The following is an 18,229-nucleotide window of genomic DNA, read 5'->3' as shown; positions in this document are numbered from 1 at the left end:
TCGGAATCTGCCGGATCTGCCGTAAACCCGGAAAGTGGCAAAAAACGAGCGGAGCGGAATGCGGGAAACCTGGCGGCGGTTCTTCGGTGAGCACTCGGGCGGCTGGTCATTCGGGCATGGTGACCAGTTGTTCTCCGTGCTGCGCGATCTGCTGGTCGTGATGGGCGTGCTGACGCTCTGTTTTGTCCTGGTGATGTCCGTCACCGGTTGGTATTCCAGCCCCTCGGCCATGTATTCGCTGCTGTTCGCCTTGGGGTTCTGGCCCTTTTTTCTAGGGCTTTTGAAGCGGCGAATCATCCGGCCGGTGGCCTTGTCGCTGATCGTGTTGTGCTCGGCGATCGCTGTGGGCGTCACCTTCCAGCTCGGTTCGATCCGGGTCTTGCAGATGTCGGGCGTGTTCATCGCCATCGTCATCGGCACCCTGGTGCTTGGGCGGCGCGCCGGAGCAGTGGCGCTGGGGGTGGTGCTGAGCTTGCTCTGGAGCATCGCGCTGTGGCAACTGTACCGGGGCAGCGCGAGCGACCCGGCGCCGATGGTCTTCAATCAGGCGGCAACGTTCAGCTTCTTCGCGCTGATGATCTACGCGATCCTGGTGATCGTGCGCCAGCACTATATCGAAGCGCTTGCCGCGCAGGATGCCAGTGCGGCCGAGCACAGGCGTGCGAGCCTTGCGCTGGCAGAATCCGAGGCGCGATTCGCCACCTTCTTCCGCGATGGGCCGCTGGCTTCGATCATCGTCGATCCGGTGACCGGCGCCGTGCGCGACGCCAACGACGAATGGCTGCTGCTGACCGGGCGCGACGCCCAGCATGTGCTGGGGGAGAATCTGGACATGCTGGGCCTGTTCGATGTTGCGGAACCGCTGGTGCCTGCCTTCACCGCGCTGGCAAAGGGCGGCGTGCCGATTGCCGGGATGCCCCTGGCCGTGCGCGCGGCCGATGAACGCTGGGTGCGCTGCGAGCTGTCGGCCCGGGCGGTGCAGGCCAACGGGCGCACGCTGGTGATCGCGCAGTTCGTTGATGTCACGGCCCGCCAGCTTGCTGAGCAACGGCTGCGAGAGAACGAGGCGCGGCTGGAGACCATGTTCGAGCTCTCCCCCGATGCCTGGACCCTGCATGAATTCGTTACCGGCAAGTACATCGCGGTGAATCGGAGCTGGGAGAGCTGGTCAGGCTACCGCCGCGAAGAGGCCATCGGCCGCACCGCCCTTGAGCTCAAGCTCGTTTCAAGCGAGGAAGAAATGCAGCGCATGGTCCAGGCCATGCGTGAAGGGGGCGGCTTTGTCGAACGGCTCGATACCTACTTCGTGCGCCGTAACGGTGAGACGCGGCGCTGCGAAATGTCGGGCCGGATCTTCACGATCAGCGGCGTGCGCTACCTGATCACCAGCTCACGCGATACCACCGAGGATTGGGCAACCCGCGCCGCGATCGACGAACTCAACACCCGCCTCGAAGCCAAGGTTGAGGAACGCACTGCCGAGCTTGCAGAGGTGAACCGCGCCCTGACCCGCACCGTCAAGGATCTGAGCAGCGCGCAGGGGGAGTTGGTGCGGCAAGAGAAACTGGCCTCGCTGGGGGCCATGGTGGCGGGGATTGCACATGAACTGAACACCCCGATCGGCAACAGCGTGACGCTTGCCAGCACGCTCAGCCACGAAGCCGGGCGCACACGCAAGGCGGTTGAAGGGGCGGCCCTGCGACGCAGCCAGTTGCTTGAGTTCCTGCAAACCTGCGACGAAGCGGCGCGCCTGCTCAACCGCAACCTTGCGGCAGCGCATGAGCTGATCTCCAGCTTCAAGCAGGTGGCGGTGGATCAGACCAGTGAGAACCGGCGCAGCTTCGACTTTGCCCACACGCTGGAGGAAATCGTTGCGACCCTGCGGCCATCGCTGAGGACGACGCAGATTTCGCTCGAACTGGCGATTGCGGGCGATGCGCGGATCGACGCCTACCCCGGCGCCCTCGCCCGGGTGCTTACCAATCTGGTGGAAAACGCACGTGTGCATGGGTTTGCCAACGGTTCGCCGGGGACCATCCGGGTCAGCGCCGCGGTGCGCGATGACGACTGGGTGACGCTCGATGTGACGGACAGCGGTTGTGGCATCCCGCCGGAAAACCATACCAAGGTGTTCGACCCGTTCTTCACTACGCGCCTTGGCCGTGGCGGCAGTGGCCTGGGCTTGCACATCGTGTTCACGCTGGTGACGCGGGTCTTGGGTGGGCGCATCGCCTTGGAGAGCCCGCCCGACGGGGGCACGCGCTTTCACATCGAGCTGCCGCGGATTGCGCCCAAGGGCGCAGAGGCCGAAGATCGGCCACTACATGAAGTCAGCAACACGGGAGCCGCTGCATGATGCCGATTCGACGACAGCTTCAAAAAATGGCGCTTGCCGCCGCAAGTTTGCTGGCGGCCAGTGCCTGGGCTGCGGAGCCCGGTACGAAGCTGGACGTGATCGGCATCAGCGTTTCCTCGCTGGCGAATCCGTATTTCAGTGCGCTGGCGCGCGGCGCGCAGGATCGCGCTCTCGAAATCAACCCGCGCGTGCGCGTGATGTCCAGCGCGAGCGAGTACGACGTCGCTTCACAGATTCGCGAGGTCGAAAAATTCATTGCCGACCGCGTCAGCCTGATCCTGATCGCGGCCTCGCATCCGAAGGATCTGGGCCCGGTGCTGATGCGCGCGCGCGAGGCGGGGATCTCGGTGGTGGCGGTTGATGTCGATACCGAAGGCGCCGAGGTGATGATCCAGTCAGACAATCGCGGCGCAGGCGAGGCGGTTTGTCGCGATCTCGCAGTGCGCCTGGGCGGCAAGGGCAACCTGATCATCCAGAACGGGCCGAATGTTTCTTCGGTGATAGACCGGGTCGAGGGCTGCCGCGCGGCGCTCAGGGCCTACCCGGACATCCGGCTCCTGACCGACAAGGGCGACGGGCTCGCGTCGCCTTGGGGCGGCAGCAAGCTGATGGAGGAACACCTGGCCCGCTACCCTCAGGTGGATGCGGTATTCGCGATCAACGACCGGCAGGCCCTGGGCGCCGAAACGGTTGCACGCCGGGCCGGCCTGAATCGTTTGCTGATCGGCGGTGTGGATGGATCGCCCGAAGTGGAAGTGGCAATGAAGCGCCCCGGCCTGATCGTGGTATCGGCCGGTCAGACGCCGGCCTTGATCGGCCAGCGAGCGGTGGACATCGGCCTGGCCTTGCGCGAGGGCAAGCCGGTTGAAAAGCGCCGCATCCTCTTGCCGACACCGCTGCTCACGCGTGACAACCTTGGGCAGTACCGCGGTTGGGAGGCGCGTTAGCGGGGCTGGCGCGCGCCAGACGCCCTCAGACGTAACGGGCGATGAACGCCCCTTCACAGCCAGCCGGCAAGGCGAGCTTGACATGGTGACCGCTGCCCGGCGCCACCTCGGTTGGCGTGCCATCGGCCTTGAACATTGCGCTGACACTGACATCGCGATTGCCGGCCGGGTGGATCAACTCAAGCCGGTCGCCCACCGCGAACCGGTTCTTCACGATCACTTCGGCCAGTCCGTCCGCGCCGTAGCCCGTCAGGTCGCCGACGTACTGGCTGCGATCCGATTCCGAATGCCCGCGCAGGTAATTCTGGTATTCCTGCGTGTGATGCCGTTCATAGAAGCCATCGGTGTAGCCGCGGCTGGCAAGGCCTTCGAGCTCTGCGAGCAAGCGCATGTCCAGCGGGCGGCCAGCAATCGCATCGTCAATCGCACGGCTGTAGGTCTGGCAGGTACGGGCCACGTAGTAGGGCGACTTGGTGCGGCCTTCGATCTTCAGCGAATGCACGCCGATCTCGACCAGCTTGGCCACGTGTTCGATCGCGCGCAGGTCTTTTGAGTTCATCACATAGGTGCCGTGCTCGTCTTCCTCGATCGGCATCAGCTGGCCGGGGCGGGTTTCTTCTTCGAGCAGGTAGACCTTTGAAGCAGGGTTTTCGGCGCCTGCGGCCGGCGCGTTGCAGCAGGCCTTGCCGTCGGTGGCGTCACCGGTGGCGTCGATTTCCGCGGGCTTGACCTCGTACTTCCAGCGGCAAGAGTTGGTGCAGGTGCCCTGGTTAGGGTCGCGATGGTTGAAGTAGCCCGAGAGCAGGCAACGGCCCGAGTACGCCACGCACAGTGCGCCGTGGATGAATACCTCGATCTCCATCTCCGGGCAGGCTTCGCGGATCTCGCGGATCTCGTCCAGCGACAACTCGCGCGACAGGATGATCCGCCGCACCCCCAGCTTGCCCCAGAAGCGCACGGTGGCGTAGTTCACCGTGTTGGCCTGCACGGACAGGTGTACCGGCATCTCGGGCCAGGCCTCGCGCACCATGTCGATCAGGCCCGGGTCGGCCATGATCAGCGCATCCGGCTTCAGGGCCACCACCGGCGCCATGTCCGCCAGGTAGGTGCGGACCTTGGCGTTATGCGGGAAGACATTGCTGACCAGGTAGAACTGTTTGCCCAGCGCATGGGCGCGGTCGATGCCCAGTTGCAGGTTCTCCAGGCTGCCGAACTCGTTGTTGCGCGCGCGCAGGCTGTAGCGGGGTTGCCCGGCATACACCGCATCGGCCCCGAATGCGAAGGCAGTGTCGAGCATGGCCAATGAGCCGGCGGGGGCGAGGAGTTCCGGGCGTTGCATGGGTGTCACCTGGGTGCGGCATGTTGCGAAGGGCGCAGATGGTACCGCAGCAGGCACGTAAAAAGGGCTCGGCGAGCAGGCGCGGGCGTGGCTAAGCGGCTAATTAATTTGAGAAATCGCGAAACATCCCTGTCACGTCAACAAAAAAGTCCACCAGACTGATTATCATGCAGCGCACAATTTCCCCCCGGCTTACCGGAGGGGCTGCTGACCACAAGCGGAGCTCCCCCTGATGCGCACGTATTTCATCGCGCCGACACGACCCAACGTCGGCCTAACCTCGGTCTCGCTCGGCCTCGTCCGCGCGCTGCAGCGTCGTGGTTTGAAGGTTGCATTCGTCAAACCGGTGACCAAGTACACCCCCGAGACCGAACCGTCGGTGCTGTTCGCGCGCAGCATCTGCAACGTCGCCAGCCCCGACCCGCTGCGCATGAGCGAGGTGACGAACTTCGTCACCGCCGGCCGCACCGACGAATTGCTGGAAAACATTGTCAGCCTCGCGATGTCGGGCTCGGACGGTGCTGACGTGCTGGTGGTTGAAGGGATTCACGCCGATCCGGGGCGCGCGTTCATCCCGCGCCTGTCGGGCGACATCGCGCGCAGCCTGCAGGCTGATGTGGTGCTGGTGGCCAGCGCCGCCGACGCCGAAGGCATTGCCGAGGCCAACTACCTGATCGCGCAGGTACGCAACGCCAGTCGCCGCGTCGTTGGCGTGGTGTTCAACAAGGCGATCGAAGCTTTCGACGAAGGGCAGGCATCGGCCCAGTTGGGTGACGTGCCGGTCTGGGGCGTGATCAAGGCAGACCCGCGCCTTTCGGCGCCGCGCATGATCGACGTGGCCAAGCACCTTGGTGCCGAAGTCATGGTGGAAGGCGAAATCGCCAGCCGCCGCGTGTTCGAGACCGTGCTCGCCGCCCGTTCGGTGTCGGAAGTGATTCCACGCCTCAAGCCGGGTGCCCTGGTGGTCAGCGCCGGTGACCGCGACGACGTGATGCTCGCCACCGCGCTGGCGGCCAGCAACGGCATCGAATTGGCCGGGCTGCTGCTCACGCACCACAGCTACATCAGCCCGCGCATCGAAAAATTCGGTTCGCTGGCCTTCCACAGCGGCTTGCCGATCCTGCGTTCCGATGGCGATAGCTACGAAACCGCCGCCAAGATCAGCCGCCTGCCGCTGGCTGTGCCGAGCGACGATCCCGGCCGCATGGACAGCGTGATCGACGCGGTGGCCGAGCAACTCGATGGCGATGCGATCTGTGCCGGGCTCGATCTGGCCGTATCGCTGCGCATGTCGCCGCCAGCCTTCCGCTATCAGCTGATCAAGAAAGCCCGTGCGGCCAACAAGCGCATTGTCTTGCCCGAGGGCGACGAGCCGCGCACGGTCAAGGCCGCCGTCATCTGTACCGAAAAAGGCATCGCCCGCTGCGTGCTCTTGGGCAAACGCGCCTCGATCGAGGCGGTGGCCGAGGCGCAGGGGCTGGAATTGCCAGCGGGGCTCGAAATTCTTGAGCCGGACGCGATTGCCGACCGTTACGTCGCGCCAATGGTCGAATTGCGCAAGAGCAAGGGGCTCACGCCGAGCCAGGCCCGCGCCGGGCTCGAAGACACGGTGGTGCTGGGCACCATGATGCTGGCGGTTGATGAGGTCGATGGCCTGGTCAGCGGTGCGGTGCATACCACCGCGAATACCGTGCGCCCCGCGCTTCAGCTGATCAAGACGGCGCCCGGTTCGTCGATTGTCTCGTCCTGCTTCTTCATGCTGATGCCTGAGCAGGTGCTGGTCTACGCCGACTGTGCGATCAATCCCGACCCGACGGCCGAAGAACTGGCCGACATCGCCAAGCAGAGCGCGGACAGCGCCGCTGCGTTCGGCATCGACGCGAAGGTCGCCATGATCAGCTACAGCACCGGCGCTTCGGGCAGCGGTGACGATGTTGAAAAGGTTCGCAAGGCGACCGAACTGGCCAAGGCGCGCTTCCCGGAACTGGTGCTCGATGGCCCGATGCAGTACGACGCCGCAACCGTCAAGGACGTTGCGGCCCAGAAGGCACCCGGCAGCCCGGTTGCCGGGCAGGCCACCGTGTTTGTATTCCCCGATCTGAATACCGGCAATACCACCTACAAGGCGGTGCAACGTTCTGCCAACGTCGTGTCGGTTGGCCCGATGCTGCAAGGGCTGCGCAAGCCGGTAAACGATCTGTCGCGCGGCGCGCTGGTCGACGACATCGTCTTCACGATCGCGCTGACCGCGATCCAGGCGGACACGCCGCCGAAATCCTGAGCGGAAGACGCTCCAAGCGCAGCGGCATGCCAATGGGCATGCCGTTTTCTTTTGGGCGGCGCCTTGCCGGCACCCGTTGCATCGGCAGGCCGCAAGCCGAACTCGCAAGGCCCCGCGGCGCACCATGATTTGAATCGCCCCCGTTTTCTGTTGTGTTCGCTGCAGCCCTGCCGGCGGCCGGAGCCGGGGTGCCGCCTGAATCCTTGCGCGCTGTGGTCAAGATCGGGTTATCGAGGGCGGCGGGCACTTCAACCCGGATGGCTGTCCGGACAGGCACCCTGACGATTGGATGCGCCGCGCTGCCGCCAGCCAATTGCGGCATCTTGGGCCACCCGTTGTCGCGATGCAGGCAACAAATGCCCGCTACGGGGCAGGGCCGGCGTGCATATCGGCTGTGCGGCGTGATCTCCGCGGGATGAGTCCGATGGCGATCCAATCCGCATCGGGGGCATCCGTGCGCCAACTGAGCGGCCCGGGGATGGCCGCATGGTCTTGCCCGACTATTTTCGGTGTGATAAATGTCGCGACGCAGCACGAAACGTCAAAAACGGTTTCGCCGCAGCAAATATCATCCAACTCACGCACAATTTCCAAATCGGCTACTTGCATGATCTGGCAGTGATGCGTGCATGACACGATGACCTACCCCCATGGAGAACATATGAAAACAACGTCCCTACGCGTGGCCCTCGCCGCTGCGGCCGGTTTTGCGTTGATTGGTTCGGCCACCGCTTCGGCAGGCCCGATCAATCTGATCGAAAACGGCAGTTTTGAAAGTGTCAGCCAGAAGGCGGGCACCTGGAACATCTACTCGTCGCTCAAAGGCTGGCAAGTGGGTGGTAAAGGCGTCGAGATCCGCAATAACGTCTCGGGTTCCGCGTTGGATGGCAAGAACTTTGTCGAACTCGACACGACCGCCAATTCCTGGATTGCGCAAACGTTCGAGACGACACTGGGCCAAGCCTACAACGTGTCTTTCTTCTACTCGCCGCGCATGAATGTTGCTGCGAACTCGAACGACATCACTGCCTTCATCAACGGCACCGCGCTGCTGACCGCATCCGGTTCTGGTGTGGGCGCGTCGGGCAACGTGTGGCAAGAATACGACTTCAATTTCGTTGCTACCGGTGGCTTCTCGACGCTGGTCTTCGCTGCAGGCGGCATCAGCAACAGCTACGGCGGTTCGCTTGACAATGTCAGCGTCTCTGCCGTGTCGCCCGTGCCGGAACCCGCGTCGTGGGCAACCCTGATGGCAGGTCTGATCGGCCTTGGGCTGATCTCGCGCCGCCGCATGGGCTAAGCGCCACACGGTCCGCAAAAGCGCACCCTGCCGGGTGCGCTTTTTTTTTGCCCGAACGCCGGGCGCGCGGCGCCGTCGTGTGCGTGCGACACCCGTAGAATGTCGCCCTTCGCCATCGCGCCGACCGGGTGCGGTGTGCCCTGCCTTCGCCGCGGACACCCCCGATGAGCCTTTTTGCCCTGCTGCTTTCCTTCGTGCGCCGCAACGCTCGCGCCTACGCCGCCTCGGCGCTCATGCTGGCCGCCATTGCAATCCTGACCGTGTGGGTGCCGCGCCGCGTTGCGGCAATCATCGATCGCCTGGTGCACGGCCAGGTCACGCCCTCGGCGCTGGCTGGCGAATTCGCGATCCTGATCGCAATGGGGCTGTCGATCTACTTCCTGCGCGTGGGCTGGCGCCTGATGCTCTACGCCACCGCCTACCAGCTCGGGGTCGAGCTGCGCACGCGGCTTTACAGGCAGTTCACGCTGCAGGGCGCGCGCTTCTTCCAGGGCAGCCGCACCGGCGACCTGATGGCGCGCGCCACCAACGACATCGACGCGGTGGAACTCTCGGCCGGCGAGGCGTTGCTGGCAGGTTTCGACGGCACGATGACGCTGATCCTCGTCGTTGCAATGATGACCCTGGGGATCGACTGGCGCCTTGGCCTCGCCGCCTTGCTGCCATTCCCCTTCATGGCCTTCGCGTTCTGGCGCATCTCGCGCCATGTGCACCACGCCTGGCGCGATTCGCTCGGGCGCTTCGGCAAGCTCAACGACCATGTGCAGGAAACGTTGGCCGGCGTGCGCACGGTGCGCGCCCTCGGGCTGGAAGCGCGCAGCAGCGCGCATTTCGCGGAACTGACCGCCGCCGCAGCGAAGGCGGGCGACACCGCACAGCGCTGGGAAGCGGCCTACGAGCCGGCGGTCGGCCTCGCGCTCTCGGCCGCCAGCACGCTCACCCTCGCGCTCGGCGGCTGGCTGGTATGGCAGGGCGAGCTGACGATCGGCCTGCTGACCGGTTTTTCGATGTACCTCGGGCAGCTGATCTGGCCGATGTTCGCCGCCGGGCATGTGCTCTCGCTGATCGAGCGTGGCCGTGCCGCGTGGGAGCGCCTGCAACCGGTGCTGGACGCCGCGCCCGAGATGCCCGATCACGGCACCCACGCCGCGCCCTGCAGCGACGCGGCGATCGAGCTGATCGGCGTCGGCTACCGCTTCCCCGACCAGGCCATCCCGGCGCTGGATTCAGTGAACCTGCGCCTCGAAGCGGGCCATACGCTGGGGCTGGTCGGCGCTACCGGGGCCGGCAAATCGACGCTGATCCGCCTGCTGCTGCGTCAGGACGTGGCCGCCAGTGGCGAGATACGTTGGGGCGGCCGCCCGCTCGCCGATTACTCGCTCGACGCGCTGCGTGCCGCGATGGCCTGGGTCCCGCAGGAAGCCTTCCTGTTCTCCGCCTCGATCGCCGACAACATCGCGCTCGCGCGCCCTGATGCCAGCCGCGAGCAGATCGAGCAGGCGGCGCGCATCGCGGCGATTCACGACGACATCCTGCGCCTGCCGCAGGGCTACGAAACGCCGGTGGGCGAGCGCGGGGTCTCGCTCTCGGGCGGACAGCGGCAGCGGGTGGCGATTGCGCGCGCGCTGCTGTCAGACGCGCCGATCCTGCTGCTCGACGACGCGCTCTCGGCGGTGGATACCGAAACCGAAACCCGCATCCTCAGCCACCTGCGCGACGCGCGGCGCGGCCGCACGGTGATCATCGTGAGCCACCGCCTCTCGGCGGTGATGGATGCCGAACACACCCTGGTGCTGCGCGCGGGCCGCGTGGTGGAAGCCGGCTCGCACGCCGAGCTGCTGGCGCACGACGGCTGGTACGCCAGCCAGTGGCGCTACCAGCAACTGGAGGCCAGCCTCGATGCAGCCTGATCTGGACAAACGCGGCGACATCGCCCGCGCCGCCGCGCTGCTGGCGCGCGCCGCCCAACCCGAGCGCCGCCGCCTGTGGCTCGCGCTGTGCGGGCTGGCGCTCGCCGCCGGGCTTGAAGTGATGGGGCCGATGCTCGGCAAGGCCTTCATCGACAACTACCTGATTCCGCGCAACGGCGATCTGGCCGCCATCGGGCTGCTGCTGGGCGGCGCACTGGTCGCCGTGTGGTGCGCCAACGCGCTGCGCTACCTGCAGCTGCTGTCGCTTTCCGGCGTGGCCGCGCGCTCGGTGCAGCGGATTCGCGAGGCGGTGTATGGCCACGTCTTGCGCTTGCCGATTGCCTACTTCGACCGCGCCATCACCGGCCAGCTCGTCAGCCGCGTCACGAACGACACCGAGGCGGTCAAGGCCCTCTACGTGCAGGTGCTGTTCGTGATGCTCGACAGCGTGATCGTGCTGTGCGGATCGCTCGCCGCGATGGCCTGGCTCGACCTGCGCCTGATGGGCGTGGTGACGCTGCTGATCCCCGCCGTGATCGGCATCGTGTGGTTCTACAAACACCTGAGCGCACCGGCGGTGACGCGCGCCCGCGAACTGCGCAGCGAGATCAACGCGCAGGTAGCCGAATCGATAGCCGGCATGCCGGTGCTGCAGGCCACCGGCGCGGCGGGCCGCTTCGCCGAGCGCTTTGCCAAGGCCAACCGCGCGCATTTCGACGCCCGCCGTGCCGAGCTGCGCGCCAACGCCTGGCTGCTGCGGCCGGCGCTCGACCTGCTCAACGTGCTGCTGCTGGTGGGCGTGCTGGCCAGCTTTGCCGGGCGCGGCAGCGTGGCCGCGGTGGGCGTGCTGTACGCCTTCGTCGGGCTGATGGCGCGTGTGGTTGAGCCGCTGATCCAGATCACGCTGCAGTTCTCGCAGTTGCAGCAGTCGCTGATTGCCGCCTCGCGGGTCGACACCCTGCTGGCCGAACCGCTCGCGACGCCGGCGGGCGAGGGCGGCCACATCGGCGCGGGCGAAGTCGCGCTGCGCGAACTGGCCTTCGGCTACGATCCGGCGCATCCGGTGATCCACGATCTGTCGCTGACGATTCCGGCCGGCAGCTTTCACGGCATCGTCGGCCATACCGGCAGCGGCAAGAGCACGCTGCTCTCGCTGCTTCTGCGCTTCTACAGCCCGCAAAGTGGCCGCATCGAAATCGACGGCACGCCGCTGTTCGAGCTGGGCGAGGCGACCTTCCGTAGTGCGGTTGGCCTCGTACCGCAAGAGCCCTTCCTGCTCGCTGCCGATGCGCGCGAGAACATCGACATGGGCCGCGGCCTGAGCGACGCTGAAATCGAAACCGCCGCCCGCGCGGCCCGCGCGCATGACTTCATCTGCGCCTTGCCCGAGGGCTACGCAACCCAGTTGGGCGAAGGCGGTGCGCGGCTTTCGGTCGGCCAGAAGCAGTTGCTGGCGATTGCCCGCGCGCTCGCCGGCCAGCCGAAGATCCTGCTGCTCGACGAAGCGACCTCGCACATCGACAGCGAAACCGAGCAGGTAGTGCAGATCGCGCTGAACGAACTGCGCGGGCGCGTCACGATCATCTCGATCGCGCACCGGCTCTCGACGATCCGCGATGCCGACACGATTACCGTGCTCAACCACGGCCGCATCGCCGAGCGCGGTAATCACGACGCGCTGATGGCCATCGAAGGCGGCATTTACCGGCGGCTCTACGAGCTGCAGCAGATCGAGGCCTGAGGGTTTCCGCCAAAACGGGGCGCTCCGTGACAAGCTCCCCGCCGCGCCCCGGCAAGGCAATGAAAATGCCAGACGCGTATGCAAAACTGCTAACTTCGCGCACCCCCGCAAGTCCGCAGGACCCCGCATGCTCTCGATTGATACGCTCACCGCCGCCTTGCCCGGACTGGCCGCCTTCCGCCGCGCCTTGTCGCAAGAGGCGCGCCTGCTCGATCTGAAGACCCCGCTCGGCGCCGACGCCTTGTTGCCCGAGCGCTTCGCCGGCCGCGAAGCCTTGTCCGAGCCCTTTTATTTCGCGCTCGATTGCCTCTCAGCTTCGGCCCACCTGGATCTGCGCAAGCTGATCGGTGAGGGCGTCACGTTGCGCCTGCGCCAGGCCGATGGCTCGATGCGCAGTTGGCACACCATCGTCGCGCACGCCGCGCAACTGGGCGCCGACGGTGGCCTCGCCCGCTACCGGATCCAGCTCGAACCCTGGCTCGCCACGCTGCATCACCGCCGCACCAGCCGCATCTTTCAGGACCAGAGCGCACTCGAAGTGGTCGAGGCGGTGTTCGGTGATTACCCGATCGCCCGTTTCGATGTGCGGGTGGCCGACGCGGGCGCCATCGCGCCGCGCGCGCTGATCACCCAGTACCGCGAAACCGACTTCGACTTCGTCCAGCGCCTGCTGGGCGAAGAAGGCTTGTCGTACTGGTTCGAACACGCCGATAGCGGCGACGCGCACACGCTGGTGATCGCCGATGCCAGCGCCGAATGGCCGGCCTGCCCGCAAGCGAGCATCCGCTTCACGCGCCTGTCGGCTACCGACAGCGCCGACGCGATCCACAGCCTGGGCGCCTGGCGCGAAGTACGCAGCACGCAGGTCGCCCTTTCCGCCTGGGACGACACCGCACTGGTCGCCACCGCCGCGCAGCAAACCAGCGCCTGGCCGGCAGGCGAGATGCCGACGCTTGAACAGTATTTCGGCGAAGGCGAACGCCGCTACGCCGACACCGCCGCGGCCGAGCGCTTTGCACGGCTGCGCATGCAGGCGCAGGAGCGCGCTGTCAAAACCTGGGCGGGCGAATCCTCGGTGCGCGCACTGGCCCCGGCGCAGGCTTTCACGCTCGCTGATCACGACGCATTCGGCGCGCTTGCCGGTCGCGACGCCAAGCTCACCGTGCTATGGGTCGAGCACGAAGCGGCCAACAACCTGGAATCGGACACGCGCGAGTTGCTCGCCGCCGTGGGGGTTGAGCGTGGCACCTACCGCAACCGCTTCGCGGTGCTCCCCGCCGCAGTCCCCATCGTCCCCGACATACCGGCGCGGCCCCGCGCCAGCGGCAGCCACACCGCCCGCGTGGTGGGTGTGGAGGGTGAGGCGGTCAGCACCACGCGCGATCACCGCGTCAAAGTGCAGTTTCCGTGGCAACGCGGCGAATCACCGAACCCCGGTGGCCTGTCCGACGCCGAACGCGCACCGGGCAACGAACAGAGCGGCATCTGGGTGCGTATCGCCGAATGGGCCGCCGGCCCCAACTGGGGCAGCCAGTTCACCCCGCCGATCGGCAGCGAGGTGCTGGTCGGCTTCATCAGTGACGACCCCGATCGCCCGCAAGTGATCGGCAGCGCCTTCAACGGCAGCCATACGCCACCCTTCGAAGGCGGCATCGACGCAGCCAGCGGGCAGCCCGGCGTGGTCAGCGGCATCCACCAGCCTACGCTCGACCAATCCGGCCACGCCCAGTGGTTGATCGACGACACCCCCGGCCAGCAGCGCGCCCGCCTCGCCACCAACCTTGCCGCCGCACGCCTGGAACTGGGTTGGATCACCCGCCAGAGCGGCGCCAGCGGCAGCCGCGGCGCCTGGCGCGGCGAAGGCTTTGAACTTGCCACTGACGCCTGGACCTCCGTGCGCGCCAGCGAAGGCCTGCTCCTCACCACCCACGCGCGGCCGCAAGGCGCATCGACTCAACTGGATGCCGCTGAAGCGCTCGCGCGCGTGAAGGGCGCCAAGCAGCTCGTAGAAACCCTCGCGCAGCACGCCAGCACCCACAGCGCCGGCACCCTGCAAGCCGCGCAAGACAAACAGTCGCTGCCCGAACTGATCAAGACCCTCGAAGCACGCCACAGCGGTCCGCAAGGCGGCCAGAGCGAAAAGATCCACGCCGCCGGCAGCCGCAGCGAAACCGAGGCCGCCCACAAGCTCGGGCACCCGGTGATCGCCTTCGACAGCGCCGCCAGCCTCCTCGCCACCACCCCCGCCAGCCTGCAGATGATGAGCGGCGAGAGCACCAGCCTCACCGCCCACGGCGACGCCCATCTGGCCGCCGGCCACAGCGCCACGCTCACCGCCGCGCGCGAAATCAGTCTCTTCACCGCCGGCCAGGATCTAGCCGCCATCGCCGCCGCCGGGCCGCTCACGCTGCGCGCCCACACCGACGCGCTCGAACTCGCCGCCGACAAATCCGTCACCGTCACCAGCAGCAGCGAAGGCATCGACATCCTCGCCCAAGACAAGATCGTCCTCGGCGCCGGGCAAAGCCAGATCGAAATCGCAGGCTCAAACATCACCTTCAAATGCCCCGGCAAGTTCGAGGTGAAGGGTGGGAGTCATGCGTTCTTGGGTGGCGGGAGTGCGGCGGCGAAGCTGAATGGGTTGCCAGATTCGCGACTCAAGTTCTACGACGAACAATTCAGGGCCGTCGACAAGGCCGATGGCGCGTCGATTGTTGGCCAGCCTTACCGGATAGAGACAGCGGAAGGTGATGTGTTCGAGGGCGTGACGGACAAGGACGGTAAGACCCAGCGGGTGATGACGCAGGATCCGCAGGGCATCAAACTCTACTGGTTGAGCACGGATTTCGACTCAAATGCAGCCGCCAGTGCTGCGGAACAGGAATGCTGAAACATGGCCGAAACACTGACCGCGCCACGCCCCAAAGCCAATGCGCCGAAGCCCGATGCAACGGCTACCACCAACACTACGCTTGGCTCATGCGTGGATGTGCCGTGCGTTGTGAAGCGCAAGGTGACTTACTTCTTCGATATCGGTTCGAAAGCGACCCTCAAACTCCCGTATGCGTACGCCATCAATGGCAAGGTCGATGCGGCCTTCGCCAAGACAGCAAAATCGCATGCCTGCGCGACTGAAAACGGCAAAAAAGTCGTACTCATGGGATTGTCGATACATGCCGCGCAAGGCGACAAGATTGAGCTTTACTTGTGCAGCGACGCGCACCCAGACTTCCGCAAGGAGCCGGTCTATGCCTTTACGGTAGGTGACGCTCCAGCCGAAATTCGCATCACCGAGAAGACAGGCAAGCACGCTGACGCTGCGAGCTTGAGCTTCAAGGAAACGAAAGAAGTCAAAGACGACAAGAGTGGAACGACAAGAAAGACGCACCACCATACCGGTACGCTCACCGGTGACATCTGGCTCAAGATCACGCACAAGTACACCGAGGCTGAAGCCAAGGCGCGCATTCCTGCGGGCACCGCCGCGGCGATCCGCGATGCCGTGCTTAAGCTCTACGGCGGCAAACACACCGGGGATTTGAGTGTGAGCGTTGAGCAGGCCGACAAGACTACCCGTACGGTCACCCTCAGCTTTGCTGCCTCCGAGAACTGCTCGGACAACATCAAAAGTTTCAACCTATACAGCGACGGATTGCCGCGCGTCCATCCGCAAGCCTGGGTGGCTGTCATTGAGTCGGCACTCGAAGCACAGGTCGGAAAAGTGACCATCAGCTCCGGCTGGCGCCCGATGATCGGGTCGATCCTGCACCGCGTTGGCTTGGGGCTGGATGTGAACTATCTGGACAAGGCAAGGCTAAACCGCCGTGAGTTGCGGTCGGAGAAGTACAGCAGTGCACCGGACACCGAGAACGTGAGCGCGGAAGAGAAGAGGCTGTTTGACGAGAAGCTCACGGCGGAAAAGGCGGTTGTGGAAGCCGACGTTGCGCTGAAGAAACTCGAGAGAGAGCTTGCTGAACTGAACAAAGCAAAGAAAACCGCTCCCGGCAAGGTCGATCCGTTGCGTGAGGCGGCGCTGCCGAAGGAGATTGAGGCGGCCAAAGCCGAAGCCAAAACAAAAGTAGCTGCGCGGCAGAAAGCTACAAAGGCATGGAATGATGAGCGCGACAAGAACGAGCCCGCGTCAGTCAAATCTTTCCGTACCCGTCTGATGAAGTGCGATTGCGTGCGCTCGGTGTTTGACCCTTGGTTTATGGACAAGAACACTAAGGATGACATTACGCCGGAGCCGAACGTTCAATTAGACAGCAATGAAACCTTGCATGCAGACCATTTGCATTTGACCGTGCGCAACGAAGGGTTGCCGCTGCCATGAGGCCCTATCTGCTTGCCTTAACCATATTGCTGGGAATGCTGAGTACCGCGCAGGCGCAAGAGCGAGGGTCACGCGTATGGATTGAACGCGCCTGGGAGTTCCGGTACATCTTGAAAATCGGCGAGCCGTCTTGGTTCGCGGTCAGCGCAAAGCAGGGGAAGGATGAACTGGCCAAGGGAGATCCTCTTGGCTATTACGAACCCGAATCCATCATGCCCGACGTGAAGACCTTCGAAATCCCTAATGAGTACAACGAGTACGACAACAAGGTCAGCACGCTGCTGATGAGCTTTAGCGAGCAAGGCGAAGTGATCTCGCCATACGATTGGCCCCATAAACTATTCGGACGCATCAATCGCATCCGTGGCGTCGTGCTCGCCCCCGGCAACGGCCCGAACGACTTGCAGTTTGACGTCGGCGAGTGGTTCACTGGCCACACCGCCGATGACACGCTTTACATACCGGCGATCTGTTCAGGCGATGACGAACGGCGTTATACGAAAGGCTATCAGGCAGAAGCGTACGATCGAGTCGGTAACTTTGGCTGCCGCGAATGGGCATACTACCTAATGAGCGCCGATTACCCTTACATCGACGTTACCTCTTATACGTGGGGCGAGGACGATACGAAGAAGCGAAACAAAGCAGGTAAGTACCCGTTGCGGCGCGAAGCCTACATCCGCCCCGTCATTGGGTGGGGGCGTTTCGACGTGCCGCCTAAACCCGTCATAGGTCGCCACGGCACGAACTGGGTCTGCCTGCACGAATGCCCCAACGGGGATGCGCCAGGCATCATCCCTGACATCAAGGCATGGGCTGCGAAGAACGGATGGCCTGTGCCAAAGGCGCCGAAGAAGATGCCGCTGTTTCCGAATAAGCAGTACAAACCAGGTGAGTTGGTGGACTGACTCGCCAGCGAGTTGCTCGCTGCCGTGGGCGTTGAGCGCGGCACCGAATTTGGCACCTACCGCAACCGCTTCGCCGTACTCCCCGCCGCGGTGCCGATCGTGCCCGACATGCCTGCGCGGCCCCGCGCCAGCGGCAGCCACACCGCCCGCGTGGTGGGTGTGGAGGGTGAGGCGGTCAGCACCACGCGCGATCACCGCGTCAAAGTGCAGTTTCCGTGGCAACGCGGCGAATCACCGAACCCCGGTGGCCTGTCCGACGCCGAACGCGCACCGGGCAACGAACAGAGCGGCATCTGGGTGCGTATCGCCGAATGGGCCGCCGGCCCCAACTGGGGCAGCCAGTTCACCCCGCCGATCGGCAGCGAGGTGCTGGTCGGCTTCATCAGTGACGACCCCGATCGCCCGCAAGTGATCGGCAGCGCCTTCAACGGCAGCCATACGCCACCCTTCGAAGGCGGCATCGACGCAGCCAGCGGGCAGCCCGGCGTGGTCAGCGGCATCCACCAGCCTACGCTCGACCAATCCGGCCACGCCCAGTGGCTGATCGACGACACCCCCGGCCAGCAGCGCGCCCGCCTTGCTACGAACCTTGCCGCCGCACGCCTGGAACTGGGCTGGATCACCCGCCAGAGCGGCGCCAGTGGCAGCCGCGGCGCCTGGCGCGGCGAAGGCTTCGAGCTTGCCACCGACGCCTGGACCACCGTGCGCGCCAGTGAAGGCCTGCTCCTCACCACCCACGCGCGGCCGCAGGGCGCCTCCACCCAGCTCGATGCTGCCGAAGCGCTCGCCCGCGCCAAAGGCGCCAAACAACTGGTTGAAACCCTCGCGCAACACGCCAGCACCCACAGCGCTGGCACCTTGCAAGCGGCGCAAGACAAACAGCCGCTACCCGAACTGATCAAGACCCTCGAAGCGCGCCACAGCGGTCCGCAAGGTGGCCAGAGCGAAAAGATCCACGCCGCCGGCAGCCGCTCTGAGGCCGAGGCCGCCCACAAGCTCGGGCACCCGGTGATCGCCTTCGACAGCGCTGCCAGCTTGGGTCTGTTGACAATCAAGCCAGCCAAATAACGGACGCGGACAAAGCGACGAAAGCGGCGAAGCGTTCGGCGAGCTT

Annotated in this window: 11 protein-coding genes; 10 read left to right on the top strand and 1 reads right to left on the bottom strand. The window is 65.2% G+C overall.

Going from position 1 to position 18,229, the window contains the following annotated elements; translation table 11 throughout:
• The first annotated feature begins 58 nt into the window (after positions 1–58).
• Together OPU71_RS19045 and OPU71_RS19040 are read left to right on the top strand one after the other, a co-directional pair.
• Positions 59–2,356 carry a PAS domain S-box protein gene (locus OPU71_RS19045; RefSeq protein WP_267729655.1) on the top strand — a complete coding sequence of 766 codons (2,298 nt, stop codon included), beginning with the start codon at positions 59–61 and terminating at the stop codon, positions 2,354–2,356.
• Positions 2,353–3,303 (top strand): substrate-binding domain-containing protein, encoded by a 951-nt coding sequence (locus tag OPU71_RS19040; RefSeq protein ID WP_267729654.1) that lies wholly within the window; start codon positions 2,353–2,355, stop codon positions 3,301–3,303. Before OPU71_RS19045 ends, OPU71_RS19040 begins: the two co-directional genes overlap by 4 nt.
• Positions 3,304–3,328: 25 nt before the next feature.
• On the opposite strand, the gene yegQ is transcribed toward OPU71_RS19040, so the two are convergent.
• The gene (gene yegQ / locus OPU71_RS19035) at positions 3,329–4,642 is read right to left on the bottom strand and encodes a tRNA 5-hydroxyuridine modification protein YegQ (protein ID WP_267729653.1); all 1,314 of its coding nucleotides are present in this window, start codon (positions 4,640–4,642) and stop codon (positions 3,329–3,331) included.
• A 232-nt stretch (positions 4,643–4,874) separates the two neighbouring features.
• Between yegQ and pta the strand changes: the two genes are divergently transcribed.
• The 8 genes from pta (at position 4,875) to OPU71_RS18995 (ending at position 18,183) form a co-directional block, all read left to right on the top strand.
• Complete coding sequence (gene pta, locus OPU71_RS19030) at positions 4,875–6,923, top strand: phosphate acetyltransferase (protein WP_267729652.1); 2,049 nt, start codon at positions 4,875–4,877, stop codon at positions 6,921–6,923.
• A gap of 625 nt (positions 6,924–7,548) precedes the next feature.
• Positions 7,549–8,223 carry a DUF642 domain-containing protein gene (locus tag OPU71_RS19025; RefSeq protein WP_267729651.1) on the top strand — a complete coding sequence of 225 codons (675 nt, stop codon included), beginning with the start codon at positions 7,549–7,551 and terminating at the stop codon, positions 8,221–8,223.
• A 164-nt stretch (positions 8,224–8,387) separates the two neighbouring features.
• Complete coding sequence (locus OPU71_RS19020) at positions 8,388–10,133, top strand: ABC transporter ATP-binding protein (protein ID WP_267729650.1); 1,746 nt, start codon at positions 8,388–8,390, stop codon at positions 10,131–10,133.
• Positions 10,123–11,874 (top strand): ABC transporter ATP-binding protein, encoded by a 1,752-nt coding sequence (locus OPU71_RS19015; RefSeq protein WP_267729649.1) that lies wholly within the window; start codon positions 10,123–10,125, stop codon positions 11,872–11,874. Before OPU71_RS19020 ends, OPU71_RS19015 begins: the two co-directional genes overlap by 11 nt.
• A 127-nt stretch (positions 11,875–12,001) precedes the next feature.
• Complete coding sequence (locus OPU71_RS19010) at positions 12,002–14,764, top strand: type VI secretion system Vgr family protein (protein WP_267729648.1); 2,763 nt, start codon at positions 12,002–12,004, stop codon at positions 14,762–14,764.
• Between the two features lie 3 nt (positions 14,765–14,767).
• Positions 14,768–16,207 (top strand): hypothetical protein, encoded by a 1,440-nt coding sequence (locus tag OPU71_RS19005; protein ID WP_267729647.1) that lies wholly within the window; start codon positions 14,768–14,770, stop codon positions 16,205–16,207.
• Entirely contained in the window at positions 16,204–17,115 is a 912-nt protein-coding gene (locus OPU71_RS19000) for a hypothetical protein (protein ID WP_267729646.1), read from the top strand. The genes OPU71_RS19005 and OPU71_RS19000 overlap by 4 nt, the downstream gene beginning before the upstream one ends.
• 12 nt (positions 17,116–17,127) lie before the next feature.
• Positions 17,128–18,183, top strand: a complete 1,056-nt coding sequence (locus tag OPU71_RS18995) for a type VI secretion system Vgr family protein (protein WP_267729645.1) — start codon at positions 17,128–17,130, stop codon at positions 18,181–18,183.
• The last annotated feature ends 46 nt before the right edge of the window (positions 18,184–18,229 follow it).

Source organism: Niveibacterium sp. 24ML (assembly GCF_026586805.1).
Taxonomy (GTDB): Bacteria; Pseudomonadota; Gammaproteobacteria; order Burkholderiales; family Rhodocyclaceae; genus Niveibacterium.
The sequence above is the reverse complement of the archived record's forward strand: the minus strand, read 5'-3'. Positions and strand labels throughout refer to the sequence as shown.